The organism is Thiomicrorhabdus sp. (genome assembly GCF_041583835.1).
GTDB lineage: Bacteria > Pseudomonadota > Gammaproteobacteria > Thiomicrospirales > Thiomicrospiraceae > Thiomicrorhabdus.
In genome coordinates this window covers 71,664-96,442 of the sequence record NZ_JBFHFC010000007.1, presented here as the reverse complement: position 1 = coordinate 96,442, position 24,779 = coordinate 71,664, and the positions used below count along the sequence as shown (strand labels likewise).

The window sequence follows — 24,779 nt, the reverse complement described above, 5'->3', positions numbered from 1 at the left end:
GCCATGAGTGAAAATGTTTTAGATTTCGCTCAAATTCGAGCTCAATTTCCGATTCTGAATCAGACAGAAAACGGCCACCCGTTGGTATATCTAGACGGCGGTGCCACATCCCAAAAGCCTTTGGCGGTGATCGAAGCGATTGACCGTTATTACCGCGAGCAAAATGCCAATGTGCACCGCGGTGTTTACGGGTTAAGCGAGCGTGCTACCGAATTGTATGAAGGTGCGCGTGAAATCAGCCGACAGTTTTTGAATGCAAGGTCGACTAAAGAAATCGTGTTTGTCCGTGGTACGACGGAAGCGATTAATTTAGTGGCGCATAGTTGGGGAAGAGCCAACCTGAAGGCGGGCGATGAAGTGATCGTGACCGAAATGGAACATCACTCCAATATCGTTCCATGGCAGCTTTTACGTGATCAGATGGGCATTCGTTTGACGGTGTTGCGCATGAACGATGCCGGTGAAATTTGCTTGAATGCTTTGAAAGGGTTGGTTTCCGAAAAAACCAAGTTGCTGGCGATCACGCACATGTCGAATGCGTTGGGAACGATCAATCCGGTTAAGGAAATGGCCGAAATCGCACGTTCGGTCGGCGCTAAGGTGTTGGTTGACGGAGCTCAGGCTACGCCGCATATGCAGGTCGACGTTCAAGATTTGGATTGCGATTTTTACGCTCTCTCCGGGCACAAAATGTATGGTCCGACAGGAATCGGCGTCTTGTATGCGAAAGAAGCGTTGCTTGAGGCTATGCCACCTTATCAGGGCGGCGGCGACATGATCTATTCGGTGACTTTTGAAAAGACCGAATATAACGTTTTGCCTTATAAATTCGAAGCAGGTACTCCGAATATTGCCGGTGCGATCGGGCTGGGTGCGGCTATGCAGTACATGCAGTCTGTCGGTTTAAAGCGAATCGCCGCTTATGAAGCGGAATTGCTTGAATATGCAACCGAGAAGCTTAAGCAGGTTGAAGGGGTGAGGATCATCGGTGAAGCCCAAAATAAGGGCGGGGTGGTTTCTTTCATATTGGAAGGTGTCCACCCTCACGATATGGCAACCTTGATGGATCAGGACGGCGTTGCCGTTCGTGCCAGTCATCATTGCGCTATGCCGGTTATGCAACATTTCAATATTCCGGCGACCATTCGTGCCTCGCTAGGTATGTACAACAATAAAGAAGATATCGATCGTTTAATTGCATCCGTCATGGATGCAAAAGAGATGCTTCTTTAAGTCAATTCGTGTAAGGTTGTCGAATGACAACCGAACACGCCCCTCTAGATTGGATTCAATTAGAACTTTTGCCTTTGCCCGAGTTTGAGCAGGAATTTAAACCGCTGTTACTTTGGTGGAACCCGGAAGAGGGTCGCTTATTGGGTGAAAACGTGGATCTTGTATTGCAATTAATTGATCGGGCCATTCAGGATAAATTCGTTAAAAGCGTATCTTCCGGTTCGTTTGAAGTGACCGATCCTTTAAAAAAACCTTCGGAATTGGCGGCTGTGCTCGCCCAGTATTTCTGGGTTGTTCCTCAACCCGTCAAGTCGCCAGGCCCGATGGATTCCTCCTCGGAAGATGACGGTGAACATAGCTTGCAATAATCCCAGCGTAATTTGTCACTTCAATATGTGTCGCAAGAGAAATAAAATCGTTTTTATTGTAAATAATCGCTCTATTCCTGCAAAAAAGCACGGTATCATATTGTCAAAAGTCATCAGAACAACGAACAAGTTAAATAAGTGGTATTGAATGAAAGAAAAAGTTAAACAGATTCATTTTGTCGGTATCGGCGGTGTTGGGATGGCCGGCATAGCGGAAGTCTGTTTAAATCTAGGTTACATTGTCAGCGGTTCGGATTTGAAACACAATCCAACCGTGGCAAGGCTGATCGAATTAGGCGCCCTGATTCAGTTGGGGCACGACGCCGAACATGTGAAACAGTCCGATGTAGTGGTGGTTTCAACCGCCATTCCTGTCGATAATCCCGAAGTCTCTTGGGCCAAAGAAGCTCGAATCCCGGTGATTCCCCGCGCTGAAATGTTGGCGGAACTGATGCGTATGCGTTTCGGGATCGCGATTGCCGGGACCCACGGTAAAACCACCACAACGAGTTTGACGGCCGCGGTTTTGACCCAAGGCGGGTTGGATCCTACATTCGTCATCGGAGGGCGGCTAAATCAGGTCGGCGCCAATGCCCGTTTGGGTTCAAGTCAGTATTTAGTTGCCGAGGCGGATGAATCAGACGCTTCGTTTTTGCATTTGGCTCCGATGGTGTCGGTGGTGACTAATATCGATGAAGATCACATGGAAACTTATCAAGGGGATTATCAGAACCTTGAGAATACGTTTATTGAGTTTATCCAGCAATTGCCGTTTTACGGCTTGGCGATCGTCTGTTTGGATGATGCGAATGTTCGCGAGATGCTGCCTAAGTTAACCCGTAAATTAATGACTTACGGTTTTCATGAGGATGCAGACATTCGGGCAATTAATGTCAGATCGCAAGGTCTTAAGATGGAATTTCAGGTTCTGGTCGGGAGAGAGCGCAGCTTTGATGTCACATTGAATATTCCCGGTTTGCACAACGTCCAAAACGCTTTGGCGGCGATTGCGGTAGGTTTGGAACTGAATGTGTCGGTGGAAGCGATTCAACAGGCTTTAAGCCAATTCGGTGGCGTCGGCCGACGTTTTGAAGTCTATCCTAACTGCTTAATTGCCGGTCATAAAGTGACGTTGGTGGACGATTACGGTCACCATCCGACTGAATTGACGGCGACCATTCGTACTGCGAGAGAGGCGTTCCCTGAAAAACGCCTTGTATTAGTGTTTCAACCGCATCGCTATTCAAGAACGCGCGATTTATTCGACGATTTCGTCCAGTCATTATTGGAACCCGACGTTGTTATTCTGACGGAAATCTATGCCGCGGGTGAAGCCGTGATTCCTACTTTCGATTCCAAATCGTTACTTCAAGCCATGCGTTTGAGGGGCGGTCAGCAGGGCATTTATGCGGAAGATTTCGATCAACTCGAATTGATTGCCGAAGAGGTATTGCAGGACGATGATCTGCTGCTGGTGATGGGCGCGGGTAATATTGGTCAGCTCGCCAAAAAATGGCAGAATACGTGTGAAGGTGAAAGTTAGTGGAATTTGGAAAAGTCGCGGTGTTAATGGGTGGTAAGGCCGCAGAAAGAGAGATTTCTTTAAAGAGCGGAACAGCTGTCGCTCAAGCGTTGCAACGTCAGAAGATCGATGCGACGGCGTGTGACGTTTCAACCTTGGATGATTTGCAGGCAATCGCCCGGCAGTACGATCGGGTTTTTATCGCTCTCCACGGTCGCTGGGGTGAGGACGGTAAAGTCCAAGCGGTGTTGGAAGACTTGGGTGTTCCTTTTACCGGTAGCGGTATGGCGGCTTCCGCCGTCGCAATGGATAAGTTGCGTACTAAATGGATGTGGCGCGGAGCGGGTCTGCCGACCCCTGATTTTGTTTGGATTTCAGACAATAACCCGTTTGATCGCGAAGCGTTTTCAATACCGTTTCCGGTGATTGTCAAACCTAGTCATGAAGGTTCAAGTATTGGAATGCGCAAGGTAGGTAATTTATCCGATCTGGAAGAAGCGGTTGCTTATGCCCAGCAGTTCGACTCGGAAGTTTTAATCGAACAATGGATCACAGGTTCCGAATTTACCGCCGGGATTCTTAATGGCGAAGCTTTGCCTCTGATTCGGTTGGAAACATCGCATGACTTTTACGACTTTGATGCCAAATATAAATCAAACGATACGCAGTATATTTGTCCGTGCGGTCTTCCGGAAGCTTTGGAATCGAAAATTCAGCAGATGGTTCTGCATGCTTTTGATGTGATTGGCGCGAAAGTATGGGGGCGGATCGACGTTATGTTGGATGAATCCAATCAGCCGTGGTTGATCGAGTTGAATTCGGTTCCGGGGATGACGGATCACAGTTTGGTTCCGATGGCGGCAAAAGCGACCGGCCGTTCTTTCGACCGGTTGGTGGTTGAAATTCTGGCAAGCACCTTGTGATTGGTTGTGCTTTAGTGACGGGGCTTGAGTGAATTGATCGAGATGAAAAGTCGTAAGTCGATTTGGTTGGGATTAGCGTTAATCGTTGTGATCGGGGCAGGTATCTGGTTTCTGTTTCACCAGGAAGTGACCAGTGATCGACCGATTCAAGAGTTTCAGATTACCACCGATTTGAAACAGCTCAGTCGCCAAGAAGTGGAAAAAGTGTTGCAGCCTTATCTGGGTAAGTCGTTCTGGGGGGTTGAACTCAATAAGATTCAGGCTGACTTGATGCACTTGGATTGGGTCAATCAGGCGGTCGTCAAACGCAGCTGGCCTAATCAGCTGAGAATATCAATTGAGGAACAGTCGCCGGTCGCACGTTGGGGTGAAACCGGATTGGTGAATCATAAGGGAGAAGTGTTTTTCCCTAATCGATTGGATGGCTACGAACGTTTTGTGCGTTTGGACGGTAAACTTGAGGACTCTAAGCAGTTGCTCTTGAAATTGGCCGAATTACAATCGGCTTTACAAGGATTGAATTGGTCCATTTCACGTTTGCAGGAATCCGTGGATGGCGTGTGGAATATTCAAATCATGGACGGGCCGACGCTTATTTTGGATCGCCACGATGAACAACATAAATTGAAGCGTTTTGTCGCCGCTTATCCGCAGTTGAAGGATGGGTTTAGAAAATCAGCACAAGTTTATGATTTACGCTATAGTAATGGTTTTGCAATCAAGCTAAAAGAAGCGCTTACTTCGTCATAAGCAAATACAAAAATAGTTTAATGGGAAAAGGTAAAGTAGAACATGGCTCGTAAACAACAAGCTTCAAACACAGTCGTGGGTTTGGATATTGGTACTTCAAAAATAGCTGCCATTATAGGTAAGATTAAACCGGATGGTGAAATTGAAGTTGTTGGCATGGGAACTTATCCTTCTAGAGGTCTGAAGAAGGGCGTGGTGGTGAATATCGACGCCACCGTCGAATCTATCCAAAGAGCGATCGACGAAGCTGAACGCATGTCCGGTTATACTGCAGAATCGGTGTACGTCGGTATTGCCGGTAGTCATATTAAAAGTTTTAACTCCAACGGTATGGTCGCGATTCGTAATCAAGATGTTCAGCCGGACGATATCGAGCGTGTCATGGATGCCGCACAGACGATTGCCATTCCAGGCGATCAGCGAGTTCTACATATCCTTTCCCAAGAATATATGATTGATAACCAGGGCGGTATTCGCGAGCCGGTTGGTATGTCGGGCGTGCGTTTGGAAGCAAAAGTACACATGGTGACGGCCTCGGTCAGTGCCGCGCAAAACATTATTAAGTGTGTGGAACGCTGTAATTTGGGCGTGGCGGATATTATTTTGGAACAGTTGGCGTCCAGCGAGTCGGTTCTTTCCGAAGACGAGAAAGAATTAGGGGTTTGTCTGGTCGATATCGGTGGTGGAACCACCGATATTGCGATTTTCCATAACGGTGCCATTCGCCATACGGCGGTGATTTCCGTTGCCGGCGATCAAGTCACGAACGACATCGCGGTTGCTTTGAGAACGCCGACTCAGGCAGCGGAAAATATCAAGCGTAAATATGCGTGTGCTTTGCCTCAATTGATCGACCAGGATGAAGAGATTGAGGTTGCTAGCGTTGGCGATCGTCCGTCGCGCTGTTTGTCTCGCAGAACGCTGGTCGAAGTTATCGAACCTCGTTATGAAGAGTTGTTTCAGTTGATTCAGGCGGAGTTGCGCAGATCCGGATTTGAGGATATGTTGGCAGCCGGTGTCGTTCTTACCGGCGGAAGTGCCTTGGTTGAAGGTGCGGTCGAATTGGCGGAAGAAGTTTTCCACATGCCGGTACGATTGGGTTACCCACAAGGTGTGACCGGTCTTACGGATGAGGTGAACAGCCCTTCTTATGCAACGACGGTTGGCTTGCTGATGTATGCAAAAGAGCATGTCGGCGATTTGGCATTTGAAGATACCTCTTCAAAATCGAGAATTGGTACCGAAGACGTTTTCAACCGTATGAAAAATTGGTTTAAGAAAAGCTTCTAAAACATAAAGTGTTTTTTGTTCGTAGTAATACGAGATAAGTCGGATCGAATTCTTAAATGCGTTAGTTTGCATAAAGAGAAGACGAATCCGGTGGAAATTTTCACCGAGCTTTGAATGACAGTTGTGTTAAAATTTTCATAATTTTAAATGTTATCTTTTTTTAAAAAGATGCTTAATTCCAATCAATGCTGTCGTTGACAAAATAGTATAAACGAGCTGTAAGTGAATCAAAGAACCCTTGCTAACCCAATCAAAGCCAAAGGCATTGGGCTACACACCGGGCATGAGTCGATTATGACTTTAAGGCCTGCTCCTGTTAATACAGGTATCGTATTCCGTCGAGTGGATTTCGATCCGGTAATCGAATTTCAAGTCAGTCCCGAAATCGTAGGCGAGACAATGTTGTGTACGACCATTGTCAGCGACCAACCGAACGGACGCGTAAAAATTGCGACAATAGAGCATTTGATGTCGGCGTTGGCCGGTGTCGGAATTGATAACGTCTATATTGATATTACATCCGACGAAGTTCCGATCATGGACGGCAGCTCGTCACATTTCATCTTTTTGTTGCAAGCCGCCGGTATCAAGAATCAGCAGGAACCGAAGAAATTCATTCGTATATTGCATCCGATTCGCGTCGAGAATGACAAAGGCGGCTGGGCAGAATTCCAACCTTATAGCGGGTTCCGTTTAAAGTTTTCGATCGATTTCGATCATCCTGCATTTCACAGTACTGCCGAGAAGATGACGCTGGAATTTTCCTCGACATCCTATTTTAAGGAAGTAAGCCGTGCTCGTACTTTCGGTTTCATGAAAGACATGGAAATGTTGCGTCAGAAAAACCTCGCTTTAGGCGCAAGCCTAGAGAATGCCATCGGATTGGACGATCAAGGGGTTATGAACGTTGAGGGATTGAGAAACAAAGACGAATTCGTTCGTCATAAAATTCTTGATGCTGTAGGTGATTTATATATGATCGGTCATCCTATCCTTGGCGAGTTTATTGCTCACAAGTCCGGACATGCGTTGAATAACCAATTGTTAAGGGCGTTAAAATCCACGCCGGATGCGTACGAAATCGTCACCTTTGAAAACAGTGTGGCGCCGATTGAGTACGGCAGCAGTAAGATTCTAGTTTAATTTCATTGAAATCAACTTGTATGGCCGGTCGAGCGTCCGTTTGCCGGTTGTACAGTTGATCTACAACACTGTATTTCTTTTTCGGTTGGTTCTAGTCTGACTCGACCGCTCTCTTGCTTAAGCGATCAAGTGCGGCTTTGAGCCCTTCCGACTTTACCTTGTTTCCAATTTCCCTCATTTCTTGCGCGTCTTCATACGAAGGGGTCGTTGATACTTTTCTGCGTACAGGAGGCGGAGCGCTGATAGGGATCACCTGTATTTTGGTTTTGTTGAGTCCCAAGTGCGGGAAATGGGATTGGTAGATTCCCATTAAATTAGGTTCGTAGAAACGTAATTGGGTGGACCAAATGTTATCGTCGATCTGCAAAATAAGCGTGTTTTGTTCGAAACTCACACCGATCAAATGGGGCTTTAACTCTTCTGGCAAGCAGTCTTGTCCGACTTCCAGCAGGGCTTGAAACAGCTGGGCTTCTTGGATTAAGTTTTCTAAGGCGCCGCTTTGTTTATTTAATAAGGGTTTCATAATGTTATAACAAACAGATGTGATAGAATATTTGGCATTTTACAGCATTCTAAATTTTGGCTAGAGAATTTGAAGAGAATCGGTTTTCTTCCGTCTCGGCCAGAGAATACAATTAAGCATAAAGTTTAAATCGGAAACCATACCAACATGGCCATAAATATCTTCAAAAAAATATTTGGTAGTCGTAACGACCGCATCCTGAAACGCTATCAAAAGAAAGTTCTAGTCATTAATGCATTGGAAGAGTCTTTCTCTCAATTGAGCGACGAGCAGATTAAGCTCAAAACCGAAGAGTTCAAAGCGGCGATTGCAGAAGGAAAAAGCCTTGATGACATTTTACCCGAAGCGTTTGCGGTCGTTCGTGAGGCCGGGAAACGTGTGTTTGGCATGCGTCATTACGATGTACAGTTGATTGGTGGTATGGCTTTGCATGAAGGGAAAATTCCTGAAATGCGTACGGGTGAAGGTAAAACGCTGGTCGCAACCTTACCTGTCTATTTGAGAGCGTTGGTCGGTAAAGGTGTGCATGTCATCACGGTGAACGATTATTTGGCAAAACGTGATGCCGAGTGGATGGGGCAGTTATTTGAGTTTCTTGGTTTGTCGACCGGCGTGATCTTTAGCGGGCAGACGCAACAGGAAAAACAGATGGCTTATGCCATGGATATCACTTATGGAACCAACAACGAATTCGGTTTCGATTATCTACGTGACAATATGGCGATTTTCTCCGCCGAGAAGGTTATGCGCGGGCAATATTTTGCCGTGGTGGATGAGGTGGATTCGATCCTGATCGATGAGGCAAGAACGCCATTGATTATTTCCGGTCCGTCCGAAGATAAGTCCGAAATCTACCGTAAAATCAATCCGTTAATTGAAAGGCTTGAGTTAGGTGAAGAGAATCAGGAAACCAAAACTTCGAGCGGTGATTTCACCATTGACGAGAAGGCCAAACAGATCTATCTAACCGATCAGGGGCATGAAAAAGTCGAGCAAATGTTGGCTGAGGTCGGTTTGATTGAAGAAGGCGAGAGTCTTTACGATGCGACTAATATCGGCCTGATGATTCACGTTAATGCCGCTTTAAGAGCGAACTTGTTATTTGAAAACGACCGCGATTACATTGTCGAAGACGGTCAGGTCGTAATCATCGATGAATTTACCGGTCGTAAGATGGAAGGACGTCGATGGGGAGACGGTTTGCATCAGGCGGTTGAAGCGAAAGAAAACGTTAAAATTCAGCAGGAAAGCCAGACGTTTGCTTCGATTACATTCCAAAACTATTTCCGTCAATATGAAACCCTGTCGGGGATGACGGGAACAGCGGATACGGAAGCCGGAGAATTCTTATCGACTTATAGTTTGGAAGTCGTTGTCGTTCCGCCAAATAAGACACCGCAACGTCAGGATCTTTCCGATTTGGTTTTCTTGGATATGGAAGGCAAATTCTCGGCGATCGTTGAGGATATTCGTGAAACACAGAAAACCCAGCAGCCGGTTCTAGTGGGAACGGCTTCGATCGAGATGTCGGAGCTGTTGTCTCGACTGTTACAGAAAGAAGGGATCGAACACAGTGTTTTGAATGCTAAGCAGCATGAAAGAGAAGCCTCTATTATCGCTATGGCCGGTATGCCTGGAGCGGTGACCATCGCGACCAACATGGCGGGTCGCGGTACCGATATCGTGTTAGGTGGTAACTTGGAGTTAGAGTTGCAGTCTTTGGAAAATCCAACGCCTGAGCAGATTGAAAAAGTGAAGGCTGACTGGCAAGAACGTCATAATTTCATCTTGAGCGTCGGCGGTTTGAAAGTGATTGGTTCGGAACGTCACGAATCGCGTCGAATCGATAACCAGTTGCGTGGTCGTTCGGGTCGTCAAGGGGATGTCGGGGTGACTCGCTTCTATCTTTCTCTGGATGATGATTTGATGAGACGTTTCGCATCCGACAAAGTGAAAGCGATGATGAAGCGTTTGGGGATGAAGTCCGACGAGGCGATTGAGCATAAGATGGTGACCAAATCCATTGAACGTGCTCAGAAGCAGGTTGAACGCATGCATCAGGATGAACGTGCTAACCTGTTGAAGTTTGACGATATTTCCAACGAACAGCGTAAAGTGGTTTACGCTCAGCGTAATGAATTGATGGAATCCGACGATGTCACCGAAACCATTGATTCTTTGCGTGAAGAGGTGATTAATGACATTACCGATATGTATATTCCGAGAGGTTCTTTGGAAGAGCAGTGGGATGTCGCAGGTTTGGAGAAGGCCTTGCATGAAGAGTTGGGCGCACAGTTGCCGATTCAGTCATGGCTGGATGCGGACAAAGAGCTTTACGAAGAGAAGTTACGCGAGAAACTGGTTGAGGAAATCACTTCGCTGTATCAGACAAAAATGCAGGTGGTCGACCCTCAGACGCGTCATCACTTCGAAAAAGAAGTGTTGTTGCGTACCATCGATAAACAGTGGCGCGAACATTTGGCTGAAATGGATTATCTGCGTCGAGGAATTCATTTGCGCGGTTACGCTCAAAAAGATCCTTTCCAAGAGTATCGCAGAGAGTCGGGTGATCTGTTCCGTCGTTTCTTGAATGAAGTAATGTTGGAAACCGTTAAGGTCTTGTCTTTGGTACAAATTGAAGGTTCGCAGGACGTGCAGGATTTTGAAGATCAGCAAGTTGCAGAACGTCCTACCCAGCTTGAAGCTTCACATCCTGCTGCTGCAGGCATTGCGGATGCCGTCGCACAAGAAGTGAGCGCCGGTATGGTGGATGAGACAGAAAACGAAGATCAAACTTTCCGACGAGAAATGCCTAAGGTCGGGCGTAACGATCCCTGCCCATGCGGATCGGGAAAAAAATATAAACAGTGTTGCGGTAAGCTGGTGTAATCGGTAAAGCAGCTGTTTTATTTAAAAGCCCGCCACTTGGTGGGCTTTTTTGTTTTGAGCAATTGAACATTCGCGATATGATTCGCTTACAAATAGACTGATAGATTTTGATGAGGATAAACAGATGTCAGAACAACTCGTAATTCATCCGGTAGCGGGTTTTTATTTAGGAGCCACGCAAGCTAAGATTAAGAAAAACGGCAAAACCGACTTGGTGGTGATCGAGTTGGCGCCCGAGTCGGTAACGGCTGCGACTTTTACGCTGAATGCTTTTTGTGCCGCACCGGTTACCGTGGCTAAACAGCATTTGCAACGTGTGACGCCGAAGGCGCTGTTGATTAACAGCGGGAATGCCAATGCCGGAACCGGTGAACAGGGCTTGCATGACGCTTTGGAGAGTTGCCAGTGGGTTGCCGATGAGTTAGGTTGCAGTCGCGAGCAAGTTTTGCCTTTTTCAACCGGGGTGATTGGTGAAAACCTTCCAATGGAAAAGATGCATTTAGGGATTGCGCAGGCTTGTGCCAATTTGGCGATCACCGGTTGGGAAGATGCCTGCGCAGGGATCATGACGACCGATACCGTGCCGAAAATGATTAGTCGACAGATCGATATTGGCGGCCATTCCGTTACTTTGACAGGTATCTCAAAGGGATCGGGGATGATTCATCCGAATATGGCGACGATGTTGGGCTTTGTTGCGACGGATGCCAAAATCACACAAGCTTGTTTGCAGAAGTGTTTATCGGATGCGGTAAGGGTTTCGTTTAACCGTATTACCGTTGATGGCGATACTTCGACAAACGATGCGTGTACTTTGACGGCGACCCAGCAGGCGGATATGCCGATCATCGATTCTGTCGAATCCCCTGAATATCATCAGTTTGCCGAAGCGGTTAAAGAAGCCATGACTGAATTAGCGCAGATGATTGTGCGTGACGGCGAAGGGGCAACCAAGTTTGTCAGCGTTCAAGTCGAAGGCGGTAAAGACGAGAAAGAGTGTTTGCAGGTTGCGCATGCGGTTGCCTTGTCTCCTTTGGTCAAAACGGCTTTATTTGCATCCGACCCTAACTGGGGTCGTATTTTGGCTGCAGTCGGTCGTGCAGGTCTTGAAGCGTTGGATATCAATGCGATTGAGATTTATCTAGGGGATGTGTGTATCGTTGAAAAAGGCGGGCGTGCACAATCCTATACGGAAGAAGCCGGCCAGGCAGTGATGAATGAAACGGATATTACGATCCTGATTAGATTGCATCGCGGCGAAGCGGCTGAAACCGTATGGACAACCGACTTCTCTTACGATTATGTCAAAATCAATGCCGAGTATCGTAGTTAAAAAGCAATAGAGATAACTTCTCGTTCAGCTAAATAACATGCCGCACAAAAGAAAAAGCCTTAACCGTTTTGTTAAGGCTTTTTTTATGCTCAATTTGTATTGACGGTCGCCGCCAATTTTTAGTTTGAGTATGTATTGACGATTTGAGTCAGTACTTCGCACAAACGATCGTTTTCCTGATCTGTACCGATCGTGATTCTCAGGAATTGATCAATTTTAGGTTGTTTGAAGAAGCGAACAATAATCGCTTCATCCCTTAGTTTTTGTGCAATTTCTTCGGCATCGATACTAGGATGGCTGGCAAAGATGAAGTTTGCGGCTGACGGCAACACTTTGAAACCTAGGTCTTCCATGGCCGCCGTTAAGGTTTCGCGGGTGCGAATGATTTTTTGACGCGCCTCTTGGAAATAGTCTTCGTCCTCGAATGCCGCCGCTGCGGCCGGAATTGCCAAGCGATCCAGCGGATAGGAGTTAAAGCTGTTTTTAACGCGTTCCAAGGCTTCGATAAGGTGAGCCTGTCCCATCGCAAAGCCTACACGGATTCCTGCCAGGGAGCGTGATTTAGAGAGTGTCTGAATGACAAGCAGGTTAGGGTATTGATTGATCAATGCCGCTGCACTGTCTCCACCGAAATCGATATAGGCTTCATCTACGACCACGACGACATCGGGTTGTGACTTTAGCAATTTTTCGATTGCCTCCAGTCCCAGCAAACAACCTGTCGGCGCATTCGGGTTCGGGAAGATTATGCCGCCGCACGGTTGCCGGTAATCGTCCACATCGATTTGAAATTCATCCGTTAAAGGAACTTTTTCGAATTCGATTTCGTATAAACCGCAATATACCGGATAGAAGCTATAAGTGATGTCCGGAAATAACAACGGTTTCTGGTGTTTTAACAGCGCTTGGAAAGCGTGAGCTAACACTTCGTCCGAACCGTTGCCGACAAAAACCTGTTGCGGGTCAAGCTGATGATAACGGGCGATGGTTTGCTTTAATAAGTCAGAATTCGGATCCGGATACAGTCGTAAGCCTTCATTGGTTGCCGAACGAATCGCTTCCAATACCTTCGGTGATGGAGGGTAAGGATTTTCGTTGGTATTCAATTTAATAAGGTTCATGACCTTAGGTTGTTCACCGGGTACATAAGGGGTTAGGGTGTGAACAATCGGGCTCCAGAATTGACTCATAAGGACTTCATCCATTTAATTAAAGCAATAAGCGCTTATTTTACCTTAAGCCTATTTTTAGAAACGCTAAAATAATGCAAAAAAGAAACTGAACGGATCCGTTCAGACTATGGAAAGGGAATTTAACGGGAATGAGTACGCAATCGAAGCCTTGGATTGATGTTGCAATCGGAATTTTGCAGCGTGACGGTGAAGTGTGTTTGAGCTTAAGGCAAAAGCATCAACATTTGGCCGACTTGTGGGAATTCCCCGGTGGGAAGATGGAAGCCGGCGAGTCGGCTGAACAAGCGTTGCAAAGAGAATTCCAGGAAGAGTTGGGCGTAGAAACCGGGCAATGGCGTAAATTGATGGTGGTTCCTTGGCATTATGAAGCGGTATCGGTTCGTTTGCATGTGTATACGACCGGAGATTTTAGTGGTGAACCGCACGGCAATGAAGGTCAGTTAGTCGAGTGGTGTCCGATGAACCAATTGCATAATAGGTCTTTCCCTGATGCGAATAAAGGGATTTTGTTGGCGTTGAAATTACCGACGACTTTTCTGACAATTGGCGGCTTTGAAGATGATGACGATTGTCTGAAACGATTTGAATCGGCACTTAAAAACGGCGTGCGCCTGGCGCAGTTCAAATTCAAAGGATTGGCTGAAAAGGCGTTTGTTGAATTGGCTAAAAAGTTGATCTTGTTAGCCCATGAGTATGATGCCAAGTTATTGCTTAATGCCGATCCGGAAGTGTTGAAGTCGTTGCCTGAAGCGGATGGAATTCAGCTCTCTTCGAGTCAGGCTAAGTATTACCGGAAGCGTCCGATCGCCGAGAACAAATTACTCTCCGTCTCGACGCACAGTTTGTCCGACATGGAATCGGCGATGGAAATCGAAGCCGATATCTTGCAGCTATCGCCGATTAAATATACTTCCGCTCATCCGGATATTGAGCCGATAGGCTGGCAGAGGATGGCTGAAATGATCGATGAAGTGGCGATTCCTGTGTATGCTTTGGGTGGGATGAAACTCGAGGATGTGGAAGAGGCAACCGCAAACGGCGCTCAGGGTGTGGTGTTGACCAAAGGGCTGTGGCCCGATTCCTGAGATGAACTAAAACTCAGATAGAATTTGTTGGATTTGTTGCTCAAGCTGTTTCTGAGTAGTGTCGTTATGAATGATTCGATCTGCCCATTTTAGACGCTGTTCCCGGGTAGATTGTTGTTGCATGATGGCTTGAATTTGTTGGCGGCTTTGACCGTCTCTTGCCGAGGCTCTTTCGAGTTGGGTCTCTTCGGAACAGTCGACCACCCAAATTTCATCAAGGTATTCGGGTTTGTGTTTGCCTTTTAACTGTTCGGTTAATAGTGGGATGGCCACAACGATGATAGGCGGTTGTTTTTCTTGAGATTCCGCCGATTGATAATGGTGGATTCTTGCAAGCATCTCCGTGCGGATCAGAGGGTGTAATATCGACTCTAAAAGTTGTTTTTTATCGGGTTGTTGGAAAATGAGTTCGCGCAGCTTTTGGCGGTTCAGCTCTCCCGACTCCGTTAGGTAATCCTTTCCGAATGCTTCAATGACCGTGTTTAGCCCCGGCGTTGTCGGTGCGACAACGTCGCGTGCGATTTGGTCTGTGTCTACAATGGGAATGCCGTGTTGCGCAAGGAATTTACACACTAGGCTTTTGCCCGATCCAATTCCTCCGGTTAACCCGATTACAGGGATTTTATTACGGTTCATCTGATTTTCTTAGTTGTTGCAAGGTTTTGAAAATTCAGCCTTGGGTTTGCCGAATAGGTAACCCTGAACGTATGTGGCACCTGCAGATTTTGCCTGTTCAAGCATCTCTTCATCTTCAATTCCTTCCATAACCAGTTCAAAACCGACCCCTCTGATCATTTCAGCAGTAGCCAGTATGATTTTGCGAGTTTTCTCGTCTGATTTTAACGCTTTGATTAACGACATATCGAACTTAATAATATCAACGGGCATGTGCGCCAGGTAACGAATTGAAGAGTAGCCGCTACCGAAATCGTCTAATGCGATTAAAAAACCTTGATGTCTTAATTGATTCAAAACTTTTTGCGCGTATTCGATATGGTCGATCAGGAAGTTCTCAGTGACTTCGATGACGATTTTATAGTCGTGCAGCCAGGTTATGAAAGGTGCGAACAGTTCGATAAGATCAGGCTGTAATAGGGTTTTACCCGAAATATTAATCGAGACGCCGGTACCTTTCGGAATTTTTCGCTGTTCCAATAAGAACAGTGTTGTAAAAATGACTTGGCGGTCAAGTTCAACCTCCAAACGTCGACGTTCGACGACGGCAAAAATTTTGTCGGGGTAGATCAATTCTTGATTGTTGTTAATCCGAATCAGTGCCTCGTAATAACAGTCAGACATGTCGGAAGCAACAATCGGTTGGAAATGCATCTGAATGTTTTTCCCTGTGTGTATGCTGTTGACGACACGGTTTAGGATTTGATTTGAAACTAAGGCGCTGGATTCGTTTTCAAGTACATGATTGTAAACTTGAATTTTGCTGTGGTGAGATTGTTTGGCTTTATACATTGCGATATCAGCTTGTCTCGGCAAGGCTGTTAAGTTGTCGCTGAGGGTTGACGCAATGCTACTGATTCCGACGCTGAAAGGCAGCTTTTCCTTGATGCCGAGTGTGTGATACGGGTATTGGCTCAGTGCATTCAAGCAATGTTGGGCGATATCCTGGATTTCTTCCAGGGTACGATGTTGGATGATAACGGCAAATTCATCACCGCCAATGCGATAGGCCGGGCTTTCCATGGGAAGCGTTTGTTGAATAGTCGTTGCAGAGGCTCGGATGACTTCATCGCCGACCTCATGTCCATAGGTGTCGTTTAGAGCCTTGAAGAAGTCGCAGTCGAACAACATAAAAGCGGTCGGAATGGGTTCATTCTGAAAGTTGATGATGACCTCGTTCCATGCCTCGTCGAATGCTCGACGGTTATAGATATTGGTGAGAGGGTCACGGCGCGCCTGTTCCCAGACAATTAAGTTTTGTTCGTCCAATTCCAATTGGGTTTTTTGCAGGTTGTGGTGGTATTGGTAAATCGTATTTTTTAACTCTTCAAATTCTTTTATGAAGAAAGTTTTTTTAGGCGGCTTTTGCTTTTTATGGGGCGTGGCACGCAATCTTTGTAGATACTCCGATAGTTGTGTGAGTGGAGTTTGGATGAATTCTTTAAAAACGATTGGAAGAATTAGACCAATGACAAATAGAGTCAAAATCAATTCAATAATGAATCTTTTCATCAAATCCCATAGGTAGTTATTAACCGGGTTGGACACCGGAGAAAATTTGATGTGGTTGATCAGTTGACTAGGCGGGATGTCGTTATTACCGAAAAATTTTAACGAAGTTTTGTCCAGATAGAAAAATTGATTATGCATCAGTATGGCGGGAAAAATATCAAGGGAAACGCCGACATAGCCCAGAATTTCATCGCTGTCACGCTTATAAACGGGGGCGTACACATTCAGGTGGGCTTCTTGGTTGTCTCTCAGAACGACTTTAGGTTCTTTGGACGTGATAGTGCCCGGTAAACGATGATGCGGTCCTTCGATCTTGGGTTTGGGGGACGCCGGCATAAGTAGCTTCCCATCTTTGGTAAAGAGCTCTAATTCATCATAGTAAGAACGGAAGTACTGGCTTTCTTTAAGACGTTCGTCATGCCAAAAAAAGTAATAGCTTGGATCGTGATATTGTTGATGAACCTCATCCCATTCGGCGAGTTTTTGTAGTTGGTTTTGAGTGCTTATCAGAGTGTTGTTAATGGCAATAACCAACTCTTTTTTGGCTTCTTCGTAGGCTTGTTGGTTGACGGTCTGTTGTAATCGATTGCCTTCTGAGTAGAAAGACCAAAACATAGTGGCGAGTAAAATTAATCCGGTGCCGGTAAATAAAGCAAAATAAAAGCGAATAGGTCGTATGAATTTAGAGGGGGTGTTCACTAAGTAGCCTGCCGGATTAATTAAAGTAATGGTTGGTAATTTCGATTAGTCGGTCTTGCAAGTCAAATTCATATTCACTCGAAAAGAAGTGATTGGCGCCTTCGATCACAATTAAATTGGTTCCGCTTTCTTTCAGCTCGTCGAGCCAGTTGAGTCCGACGCTTTTATAACGCTTATCGGCGCTGCCCATAATGGTATAGTTTGGAATCGTAAGTGCTTTAAGGTAGTTTAAAACATTTTGGCGGTTCAGCGTTTGGTAGGAAAGGAAACTATCCGCGGTTGCGTAGTAATTATTTTTACAGAATAAAAAACTGTATTTGTGCGGTTGATTGTTATGGTTTTTTAACGCTTCCGTCGCATAGTCAAAATCTGCTTGCGAAATACCAAGCTCGGGTCCGCTTAAATAAAACAGGCTGGTAAAGATCGCCAACTTGATTTTTGGGTCATGATTTTGTGCCAGTTGGGCAATTAACTCCAAGCTGCCGCTTGAATGACCCACTAAAACGATTTGCTTGTGTCCTTGCTGTTCAAGCCAGTTGATCCATTCCGTAATCTCCGTCACATCATTCTCAAGTGTGTGGGTATGAACCGAGTTGCATTTTACCGACTGTTTTCTTTGATTGATGTTAAGCGTTAAGGTTGGCGCTAGAGTGCTGTAGCCGGCATCGTGAAAGGCCTGAACGGTGCTTCTGATCGTGTGGAATTGGTTGGTTGTCAAAAAGCCATGCAAAATCAGTATGGCCGGTTTGTCTTTTTGTCCAAGTTGATAGTCTGCTTCGGCGTTGAGATTCAGGGGGGTGATTAGATGCGTGACCGTGTCTGCAAAACTGATGGAATGACTCAGTAACAATCCGATTCCCAAGCATATCGCTGTAAGGTTTTTGTGCATGAATTATCTCCATAAGACAGCGGTATTTTGAATTATAAGTTAGATTATCAAAAGTTCGTTTTCCGGTAAACAATGAGGGGTTGTTGTTAATCCCCTAAATTATTAGTGGGCCCATAAGTTAAACATAATTGACGCGTGCATAAATCGGGAAAGTTTTGGCAGACTTGGTTTGAGTCATTACTTCATGCGTTTGAATTGATACAATAACAGAATCTTTAAATTCGATTGGCTAAATAAAATGTGCGGAATTTGTGGCGAAATTTATTGGGATGGACAATTAGCAAGCGAAACTCGACTGAAGCCGATGTTGGCTGCATTGGAGAAACGCGGACCGGATGACGGTGGAAGCTGGGTTCAGGATCATGTGGGCTTAGGTCACAGACGCCTTTCCATTATTGATTTAACCGCTGGCGGTCATCAGCCAATGCGAGATCAATCATTGAGCCTCGTGTTTAACGGCTGTATCTATAATTACCAAACTTTAAAAGCCGAGCTGGAAGAGTTGGGCCATGAGTTTGCCTCTCATTCCGACACGGAAGTCATTCTGAAGGCTTACCGTCAATGGGGAATGGAGTGCGTTAACCGCTTTGAAGGTATGTTTGCGTTTGCAATTTGGGATGATGATACGCATCAGTTGTTGCTGGCCAGAGACCGAATGGGAATCAAGCCGCTGTATTATTCGCCAGTCAAAGGCGGGGTGCGTTTTGCATCTACGCCGCAAGCGTTATTAACCGCTAACGATGTTGACACGTCTATTGATCCGGTTGGTTTGCATCATCAATTGACTTTGCATGCAGTGATTCCCGCACCTCATACCATTCTGAAAGGGGTGCGGAAATTGGAGCCGGGGCACTGGATGATTGTGAATCCCGATGGTCAAATCTACAAGAAACGTTATTGGTTCCTGGAAGCAAAACGCCCGGAAGCGACGGATGAAGCCGCACCGAAAACGCAGCAGGATTGGGTGGATGCTATTCATACTTCGTTGAAAGAAGCCGTTCATAAACGTTTAACGGCTGCGGACGTTCCGGTGGGTGTATTGCTTTCCGGAGGTCTGGATTCGAGTTTGATTGTTGGCTTGTTGCATGAGGCCGGAGTAGAAAATATCAAGACGTTCTCGATCGGTTTCGAGGACGCCCCTGAAGAGAAGGGGAGTGAATTCGAGTATTCGGATAAAGTCGTCGAACGATTTAATACCGATCATAAGCGTTATTTGATTTCAAATGACGAGGTATTGCCGAGGCTGCATGAGGCGGTAGAGGCAATGGCAGAACCGATGGTCGGTCAGGACGCGGTTGCCTTTTATCTGTTGTCCGAGCAAGTCGCTCAAGATGTTAAGGTGGTCATGTCCGGGCAGGGGGCAGATGAAGTGTTCGGTGGATATTTCTGGTATTCGAAAATGGCACAAGCGGCAGACGGGATTGATTTGAAAGATTACGATTCGGCCTTGAATGCTTTCAGACCGTATTATTTTGATCGTTCTCATCAGGAATGGCTGGAGGTTATTAATCCTCGATATCATGTTGAGGACGTGACTTCGGATTACATCGGCCATCGCTTAACCGAGCCGGGTGCGGATACATTTTTGGATCAAGTCTTGCGGTTGGATGTTACAACTTTGGTGGTCGACGACCCTGTGAAACGTGTGGATAACATGACAATGGCTTGGGGTTTGGAAGCGCGCGTTCCGTTCTTGGATCACAAGCTGGTAGAGCTGACAATGTCGGCGCCATCCGAACTGAAGTTGATTGACGACGGAAAGTTCATCTTGAAACAAATTGCCAGAGGCTTGGTGCCGGATGAGGTGATAGACCGCCCTAAAGTCGCTTTTCCAATGCCTGCCTTGAAGTATGTTCGCGGAGAATTTTTTGAGTTTATGAAAAAAATTCTAACCTCGCCGCAAGCGCAAGCAAGAGGCATTTTCAATGGGGCGGCTTTACAGCGTTTATTGGATAATCCCGAGGCGCCCGAAAGTTTTACGGCAATTCAGGGGAGTAAACTGTGGCATGCGGCTTTGCTTGAATTTTGGCTGCAAAAGCACGTTGATAAGACGATTTAATTTTAGCGAGATACCCCTGTAATTCGTCGGGTGTATTTTTCGGCTATAACCGAGTAAAATACTCCGACATTAAAATTTAAGTATTTATAAGGAAGTCAGTATATGTCCACACAAGATTCACTTGAAAAAGAGACATTAGAAAGAATTCACCAACAAGTAACCAATAACCCGGTGGTTCTATATATGAAAGGAACGCCACAAATGCCGTCATGCGGTTTTTCAAGCCGTGCGGCACAGGCGTTGGTTGAAACGGGTGAGAAGTTCGCTTTTGTAAATATCTTGGCGGACGCGGCAATTTTTGAACATTTACCAAAATACCAAGACTGGCCGACGTTCCCGCAGCTGTATATCAACGGTGAATTGCAGGGCGGATGCGATATTACGCTTGAGTTGGCGGAATCTGGTGAACTTAAGAAGATGATGGCGGAAGCAAACAGCAAAGCCGAGTAATAAGGTTGAATTGATTGAGATAGTTGCTTGACTGTCTTGATGAATAAAACTGAATTAGCGTTAAAAAAGCCCCGGTTGAAATCAATTCAACCGGGGCTTTTTTATACATTTCAAATTCACAGATTTATGTAAAAAGTGATTTTGTATTCTGTGCCGACCACACCCTATGAGACGTTAATCGTCATAATCCATTTCGTATATTGGCCATTGGTTGACGATTTGACAAAACAGATCGGCGGTCTTTTCGGTATCGTAAGCGGCGGAATGCGCTTTACTATTATCCCACTCCATTCCGGCTCTTTCGGCCGCTTTGGCTAGAACGGTTTGACCGTAAGCCAAACCGGCAAGAGAAACCGTATCAAAGGTGCTGAATTCATGAAACGGCGACTTAATATTTGTACGTTCGGCGGCCTTTTTTACGAAGCCTAAATCAAAAAATGCGTTATGGCCAACTAAAATCGCCCGGCTGCAACCGGTCTCTTTGATTTGTTGGTTAATAGGCTTAAAGAGTGCTTGGAGCGCATCTTTTTCTGCTATCGCAGCTCGAAAAGGGTGAAAAGGATCTTCCACACCGATGAATTTCAATGCGCTTGCATCCAGATTGGCGCCTTTGAAAGGAAGGATGTTTTTTGCATAGGTTGCATCGCGTTCCAGCAGTCCGTTGGAATTCATCTTTAGAGTGACGACGGCCATTTCGATCAAGGCGTCGGTATCGGCATTGAAGCCGGCGGTTTCTACGTCAACCACAACCGGGAGGAAACCTCGGAAGCGATCTTTTATACGGGTAACTCGTGACATTGGATTCTTTAGCCGACAATAGTCGACGTTTAAATGGGTTAAAAACGGTTTTAATTTATATGTTTAATTAATACCTTGGAGTTACGCTGAAAATTGTACAGCGTTTGTTTTTTTTCTGGAAGATCTTCGATGCTGCCGGTCACAAAACCGTGTTCGATAAACCAGTGTTGTGTGTGGGTAGTGAGTAGGAATAGTGAATTTACAGACAATTTTTTCGCTTTAGCTTCAATTGCATTCAATAATTCGCTGCCCAACTCCTGCCCTTGATAATGAGAGTGAACCGCTAGGCAAGCTAGTTCAGCAAAGCCATTTTCGTGTTCGTATAGTGCGGCGCAACCGATGATGAGCCGGTCACGTTCGAGTACCATAAAGTTGTCGATTTCCAGTTCTAACAATTCACGGGAACGTTTTACCAAAATACCCTTTTGTTCCAGTGGCGCGATTAAGTCTAGAACACCACCGACATCTTCAATGTGGGCAGGTCGAACCTGGTGATAACGATCACTGAAAATTAAAGTTCCCATGCCGTCATGAGTGAAGAGTTCTATTAGGATAGCACTAGGATCGTGTTTATCCATTAAATGCACACGTTTGACGTTCTGGCTTGTTTTTCGGATTTGGGTCAACAAGCGCTCTTGTTCTTGATTATTTGGCGTCAGGAGGGCGGCATCCAGTTCGGGAATGCTCAATTGCTTTGGAAGGTTGACGATTTCAGCTTCGGTGGTAAAGATCATTAGCTTGTCGGCTTTGATTGCCGATGCTACTTCGCATGCCTGTTCCAAGGTATTGAGGTTGAATACCTCACCTGTCAAGGAATAGGCTAGAGGCGTCAGTAGAGCGATTTGCCCGGCCTCCAGGTTGGCTGAAATGGCTTGATGATTGATCTTGCGTAAATTGCCCGTGTGCTGGTAATCGATTCCGTCAACGACCCCTTTAGGTTGGGCAATGACCCAGTTTCCGGAAGTGATGGTTAGTGGGTTTGGTTGTAAGCGGTTTGCTTGGCTAAAACTTGCTTCCAGTTCACTTCTAACGGTACCGATGGTTTGTTGAAAAATAGGTAGCATGGCTGGCGTGGTAATACGAAATTGATGATGGCTTTGCCATTCGATCCCGGCGGCCTTATATGCTTCATCAATTTGTGGCGTTGCCCCCATGACCAAAACGATTTTCAACCCCAAGTTATGCAGCAATCCGACATCTTGTGAGAGTTGTTTGCGGCTCGATTCTGAAAGTAACAATTCACCAGGTAGATAAATTACACAAGTCTTGCCGCGATGCTGTTCAATGTAACGCGAAGACTGACGTAAAGAGTTTATAAAATCCAATTCTGACTGATGCATTCGTTCGCCGTTAAAAATCAATGGAATAGTCATCTGGTTTTGCGAATCTATCGCTTAATTCCAGTCGTGTATCCGTTTTGTTATCGTGATCCGATTTTTAATAAAAAACCGATGGGATTTTGTCATATCTACGCGATAGATGTGAGAAAATAACTCAATAATATAGATAAGTATAACAGCCAGTCAATGATTGTTGAATCATTGCTAAGCCTCAAGGAGTTTTAGATGCCTCAATATCGTTCAAGAACCAGCACACATGGTAGAAATATGGCCGGTGCACGTGCTTTATGGCGTGCGACGGGGATGGAGAGCCAGGATTTTGGCAAACCGATTATTGCGGTCGCAAACTCGTTTACCCAGTTTGTTCCCGGGCATGTGCATTTGAAAGATATGGGGCAGTTGGTTGCAAGAGTGATTGAAGAGAATGGTGGCGTTGCCAAGGAGTTTAATACTATTGCCGTGGATGACGGTATCGCTATGGGTCATGACGGCATGTTGTACTCGCTTCCTTCGCGTGATTTGATTGCAGATTCGGTCGAATACATGTGTAACGCCCACTGTGCCGATGCATTGGTGTGTATTTCAAACTGTGACAAGATCACTCCGGGCATGATGATGGCTGCGATGAGATTGAATATCCCTACTATTTTCGTTACCGGTGGACCGATGGAGTCGGGCAAAACCGTGTTGGGGGGAGAGGGAATCAAACTTGATCTGGTTGATGCGATGGTTATGGCAGCAGACGATCATTGTTCCGATTCAGATGTCGATGAAGTTGAACGTTCGGCCTGTCCGACATGTGGATCATGTTCCGGGATGTTTACCGCTAATTCAATGAACTGTCTTGCGGAAGCGCTAGGGATTGCGTTACCAGGTAACGGGACGACTTTGGCAACGCATGCAGATCGTAGGCACCTATTTGAGGAAGCCGGTCGTCGTATTGTTGAAATCACCAAGCAATATTATGAACAAGATGACGAATCTGTGTTGCCACGATCAATTGCGAATTATAAGGCATTTGAAAACGCCATGTCTTTGGATGTGGCAATGGGTGGATCCACTAATACTATTCTGCATTTATTAGCGATTGCTCGAGAAGCGGAAGTTAAATTTACTATGGCGGATATTGATCATATTTCACGTCGTGTTCCGTGTTTGTCAAAAGTGGCGCCTAACTCAAAGATTTATCATATGGAAGATGTGCATCGTGCCGGCGGTATTATGCGAATTCTTGGTGAACTTGAGAGAGGGGGCTTGTTGCATACAGATGTATCCACGGTTCACGCCTCCACTATGGGGGCCGCGCTGGAATTATGGGATATTCGTCGTACCGATGACCCGGCAGTTGAAAAGTTTTTTAAAGCCGCTCCAGGAAATGTACGCACGACTGTTGCGTTCAGTCAGGATAAACGTTGGAAAACACTGGATAGTGACGAAAAGAACGGTTGTATCCGTAGTGTCGAGCATGCTTATACCAAAGACGGTGGTTTAGCAGTACTTTACGGAAATATCGCTCTGGATGGTTGTGTCGTCAAAACGGCCGGTGTCGACGAAGAGATCTTTAAATTTACCGGGAAAGCCCGTATTTATGAAAGTCAGGATGCAGCAGTCGCTGGTATTTTGGGTGATGAAGTTAAGGCGGGTGAAGTAGTCCTAATTCGATATGAGGGGCCAAAAGGCGGTCCGGGTATGCAGGAAATGCTATATCCGACAAGTTACCTAAAATCTAAAGGACTTGGAAAAGAGTGTGCGTTATTAACGGACGGTCGTTTTTCAGGTGGGACTTCCGGTTTGTCGATAGGGCATGTATCTCCAGAGGCGGCAGAAGGCGGGAATATTGGTCTGGTCGAAAATGGCGATATCATTGAAATCGATATTCCGGAACGTAGAATTAACGTTCGTTTGACTGATGAAGAACTGGCGGAAAGAAGACAGGCAATGATTGCGAAAGGTCATGAAGCGTGGAAGCCGGTCGAAAAAAGAACGCGTAAGGTTAGTGCCGCACTGAGAGCTTATGCGGCTATGACAACGAGCGCTGCGTTTGGTGCAGTGCGTAATGTAGAACAAATTGAGCATAGATAATTTCATTATTAGGAGTTGGAAAC

The 24,779-nt window shown here is 45.9% G+C and carries 20 protein-coding genes; 13 read left to right on the top strand and 7 right to left on the bottom strand.

All coding sequences use genetic code 11. The features are described 5' to 3' along the window. Window positions 1-3: 3 nt before the first annotated feature. The 7 genes from ABY044_RS05760 (at window position 4) to lpxC (ending at window position 7,229) form a co-directional block, all read left to right on the top strand. Window positions 4-1,233: an aminotransferase class V-fold PLP-dependent enzyme gene (locus ABY044_RS05760; RefSeq protein ID WP_373019090.1), complete on the top strand. Its 1,230-nt coding sequence runs from the start codon at window positions 4-6 to the stop codon at window positions 1,231-1,233. Window positions 1,234-1,256: 23 nt separating this feature from the next. Then, on the top strand, window positions 1,257-1,601 hold the full coding sequence (locus ABY044_RS05755) for a hypothetical protein (protein ID WP_373019088.1): 345 nt from the start codon (window positions 1,257-1,259) through the stop codon (window positions 1,599-1,601). A 148-nt stretch (window positions 1,602-1,749) separates the two neighbouring features. Further along, a complete protein-coding gene (gene murC / locus ABY044_RS05750; protein WP_373019086.1) occupies window positions 1,750-3,144 on the top strand; it encodes a UDP-N-acetylmuramate--L-alanine ligase in 1,395 nt (464 codons plus the stop codon). After that, entirely contained in the window at window positions 3,144-4,046 is a 903-nt protein-coding gene (locus ABY044_RS05745; RefSeq protein WP_373019084.1) for a D-alanine--D-alanine ligase, read from the top strand. The genes murC and ABY044_RS05745 overlap by 1 nt, the downstream gene beginning before the upstream one ends. A 24-nt stretch (window positions 4,047-4,070) precedes the next feature. Next, window positions 4,071-4,796 (top strand): cell division protein FtsQ/DivIB, encoded by a 726-nt coding sequence (locus ABY044_RS05740; protein ID WP_373019082.1) that lies wholly within the window; start codon window positions 4,071-4,073, stop codon window positions 4,794-4,796. 42 nt (window positions 4,797-4,838) lie between these two features. Next, window positions 4,839-6,086, top strand: a complete 1,248-nt coding sequence (ftsA, locus tag ABY044_RS05735) for a cell division protein FtsA (RefSeq protein WP_373019080.1) — start codon at window positions 4,839-4,841, stop codon at window positions 6,084-6,086. A gap of 222 nt (window positions 6,087-6,308) precedes the next feature. Next, window positions 6,309-7,229, top strand: a complete 921-nt coding sequence (gene lpxC / locus ABY044_RS05730; protein ID WP_373019078.1) for a UDP-3-O-acyl-N-acetylglucosamine deacetylase — start codon at window positions 6,309-6,311, stop codon at window positions 7,227-7,229. Window positions 7,230-7,320: 91 nt separating this feature from the next. Here lpxC and ABY044_RS05725 read toward each other — a convergent pair whose 3' ends face one another. Continuing rightward, a complete protein-coding gene (locus ABY044_RS05725; protein WP_373019076.1) occupies window positions 7,321-7,752 on the bottom strand; it encodes a DciA family protein in 432 nt (143 codons plus the stop codon). Window positions 7,753-7,899: 147 nt separating this feature from the next. Here ABY044_RS05725 and secA point away from each other — a divergent pair, with 147 nt between their 5' ends. Both secA and argJ read left to right on the top strand, forming a co-directional pair. Beyond that, on the top strand, window positions 7,900-10,641 hold the full coding sequence (gene secA, locus ABY044_RS05720; RefSeq protein ID WP_373019074.1) for a preprotein translocase subunit SecA: 2,742 nt from the start codon (window positions 7,900-7,902) through the stop codon (window positions 10,639-10,641). A 124-nt stretch (window positions 10,642-10,765) separates the two neighbouring features. Next, the gene (gene argJ / locus ABY044_RS05715) at window positions 10,766-11,974 is read left to right on the top strand and encodes a bifunctional glutamate N-acetyltransferase/amino-acid acetyltransferase ArgJ (RefSeq protein WP_373019072.1); all 1,209 of its coding nucleotides are present in this window, start codon (window positions 10,766-10,768) and stop codon (window positions 11,972-11,974) included. A 119-nt stretch (window positions 11,975-12,093) separates the two neighbouring features. Here the strand turns inward: argJ and hisC are convergent, their stop codons facing one another. Then, on the bottom strand, window positions 12,094-13,164 hold the full coding sequence (hisC, locus tag ABY044_RS05710) for a histidinol-phosphate transaminase (RefSeq protein WP_373019070.1): 1,071 nt from the start codon (window positions 13,162-13,164) through the stop codon (window positions 12,094-12,096). 131 nt (window positions 13,165-13,295) lie between these two features. On the opposite strand from hisC, the gene ABY044_RS05705 reads away from it, so the two are divergent. Next, window positions 13,296-14,252, top strand: coding sequence for a Nudix family hydrolase (locus ABY044_RS05705; RefSeq protein WP_373019068.1), 957 nt, complete (start codon window positions 13,296-13,298; stop codon window positions 14,250-14,252). Between the two features lie 6 nt (window positions 14,253-14,258). On the opposite strand, the gene coaE is transcribed toward ABY044_RS05705, so the two are convergent. Genes coaE through ABY044_RS05690 form a run of 3 tightly spaced genes read right to left on the bottom strand, consistent with a single transcriptional unit; the run spans window position 14,259 to window position 18,027 of the window. Continuing rightward, window positions 14,259-14,888 carry a dephospho-CoA kinase gene (coaE, locus tag ABY044_RS05700; protein WP_373019066.1) on the bottom strand — a complete coding sequence of 210 codons (630 nt, stop codon included), beginning with the start codon at window positions 14,886-14,888 and terminating at the stop codon, window positions 14,259-14,261. 9 nt (window positions 14,889-14,897) lie between these two features. After that, complete coding sequence (locus ABY044_RS05695) at window positions 14,898-17,138, bottom strand: putative bifunctional diguanylate cyclase/phosphodiesterase (protein ID WP_373019064.1); 2,241 nt, start codon at window positions 17,136-17,138, stop codon at window positions 14,898-14,900. Between the two features lie 16 nt (window positions 17,139-17,154). Beyond that, the gene (locus ABY044_RS05690; RefSeq protein ID WP_373019062.1) at window positions 17,155-18,027 is read right to left on the bottom strand and encodes an alpha/beta hydrolase; all 873 of its coding nucleotides are present in this window, start codon (window positions 18,025-18,027) and stop codon (window positions 17,155-17,157) included. A 238-nt stretch (window positions 18,028-18,265) separates the two neighbouring features. On the opposite strand from ABY044_RS05690, the gene ABY044_RS05685 reads away from it, so the two are divergent. Both ABY044_RS05685 and grxD read left to right on the top strand, forming a co-directional pair. Beyond that, the gene (locus ABY044_RS05685; protein WP_373019060.1) at window positions 18,266-20,086 is read left to right on the top strand and encodes an N-acetylglutaminylglutamine amidotransferase; all 1,821 of its coding nucleotides are present in this window, start codon (window positions 18,266-18,268) and stop codon (window positions 20,084-20,086) included. A 102-nt stretch (window positions 20,087-20,188) separates the two neighbouring features. After that, window positions 20,189-20,536, top strand: coding sequence for a Grx4 family monothiol glutaredoxin (gene grxD, locus ABY044_RS05680; RefSeq protein ID WP_373019058.1), 348 nt, complete (start codon window positions 20,189-20,191; stop codon window positions 20,534-20,536). Window positions 20,537-20,710: 174 nt separating this feature from the next. Here grxD and rnt read toward each other — a convergent pair whose 3' ends face one another. Next, window positions 20,711-21,334, bottom strand: a complete 624-nt coding sequence (gene rnt, locus ABY044_RS05675; protein WP_373019056.1) for a ribonuclease T — start codon at window positions 21,332-21,334, stop codon at window positions 20,711-20,713. Window positions 21,335-21,384: 50 nt separating this feature from the next. Next, window positions 21,385-22,674 carry an amino-acid N-acetyltransferase gene (gene argA / locus ABY044_RS05670; protein ID WP_373019054.1) on the bottom strand — a complete coding sequence of 430 codons (1,290 nt, stop codon included), beginning with the start codon at window positions 22,672-22,674 and terminating at the stop codon, window positions 21,385-21,387. A 225-nt stretch (window positions 22,675-22,899) separates the two neighbouring features. On the opposite strand from argA, the gene ilvD reads away from it, so the two are divergent. Further along, complete coding sequence (gene ilvD, locus ABY044_RS05665) at window positions 22,900-24,756, top strand: dihydroxy-acid dehydratase (protein ID WP_373019052.1); 1,857 nt, start codon at window positions 22,900-22,902, stop codon at window positions 24,754-24,756. Window positions 24,757-24,779 lie beyond the last annotated feature (23 nt).

Coding starts and splice junctions, on each gene's coding strand:
- ABY044_RS05760 (WP_373019090.1), top strand. CDS start 4: ATGAGTGAAAATGTTTTAGATTTCGCTCAAATTCGAGCTCAATTTCCG.
- ABY044_RS05755 (WP_373019088.1), top strand. CDS start 1,257: ATGACAACCGAACACGCCCCTCTAGATTGGATTCAATTAGAACTTTTG.
- murC (WP_373019086.1), top strand. CDS start 1,750: ATGAAAGAAAAAGTTAAACAGATTCATTTTGTCGGTATCGGCGGTGTT.
- ftsA (WP_373019080.1), top strand. CDS start 4,839: ATGGCTCGTAAACAACAAGCTTCAAACACAGTCGTGGGTTTGGATATT.
- ABY044_RS05725 (WP_373019076.1), bottom strand. CDS start 7,752: ATGAAACCCTTATTAAATAAACAAAGCGGCGCCTTAGAAAACTTAATC.
- secA (WP_373019074.1), top strand. CDS start 7,900: ATGGCCATAAATATCTTCAAAAAAATATTTGGTAGTCGTAACGACCGC.
- argJ (WP_373019072.1), top strand. CDS start 10,766: ATGTCAGAACAACTCGTAATTCATCCGGTAGCGGGTTTTTATTTAGGA.
- hisC (WP_373019070.1), bottom strand. CDS start 13,164: ATGAGTCAATTCTGGAGCCCGATTGTTCACACCCTAACCCCTTATGTA.
- ABY044_RS05705 (WP_373019068.1), top strand. CDS start 13,296: ATGAGTACGCAATCGAAGCCTTGGATTGATGTTGCAATCGGAATTTTG.
- coaE (WP_373019066.1), bottom strand. CDS start 14,888: ATGAACCGTAATAAAATCCCTGTAATCGGGTTAACCGGAGGAATTGGA.
- ABY044_RS05690 (WP_373019062.1), bottom strand. CDS start 18,027: ATGCACAAAAACCTTACAGCGATATGCTTGGGAATCGGATTGTTACTG.
- ABY044_RS05685 (WP_373019060.1), top strand. CDS start 18,266: ATGTGCGGAATTTGTGGCGAAATTTATTGGGATGGACAATTAGCAAGC.
- grxD (WP_373019058.1), top strand. CDS start 20,189: ATGTCCACACAAGATTCACTTGAAAAAGAGACATTAGAAAGAATTCAC.
- rnt (WP_373019056.1), bottom strand. CDS start 21,334: ATGTCACGAGTTACCCGTATAAAAGATCGCTTCCGAGGTTTCCTCCCG.
- argA (WP_373019054.1), bottom strand. CDS start 22,674: ATGCATCAGTCAGAATTGGATTTTATAAACTCTTTACGTCAGTCTTCG.
- ilvD (WP_373019052.1), top strand. CDS start 22,900: ATGCCTCAATATCGTTCAAGAACCAGCACACATGGTAGAAATATGGCC.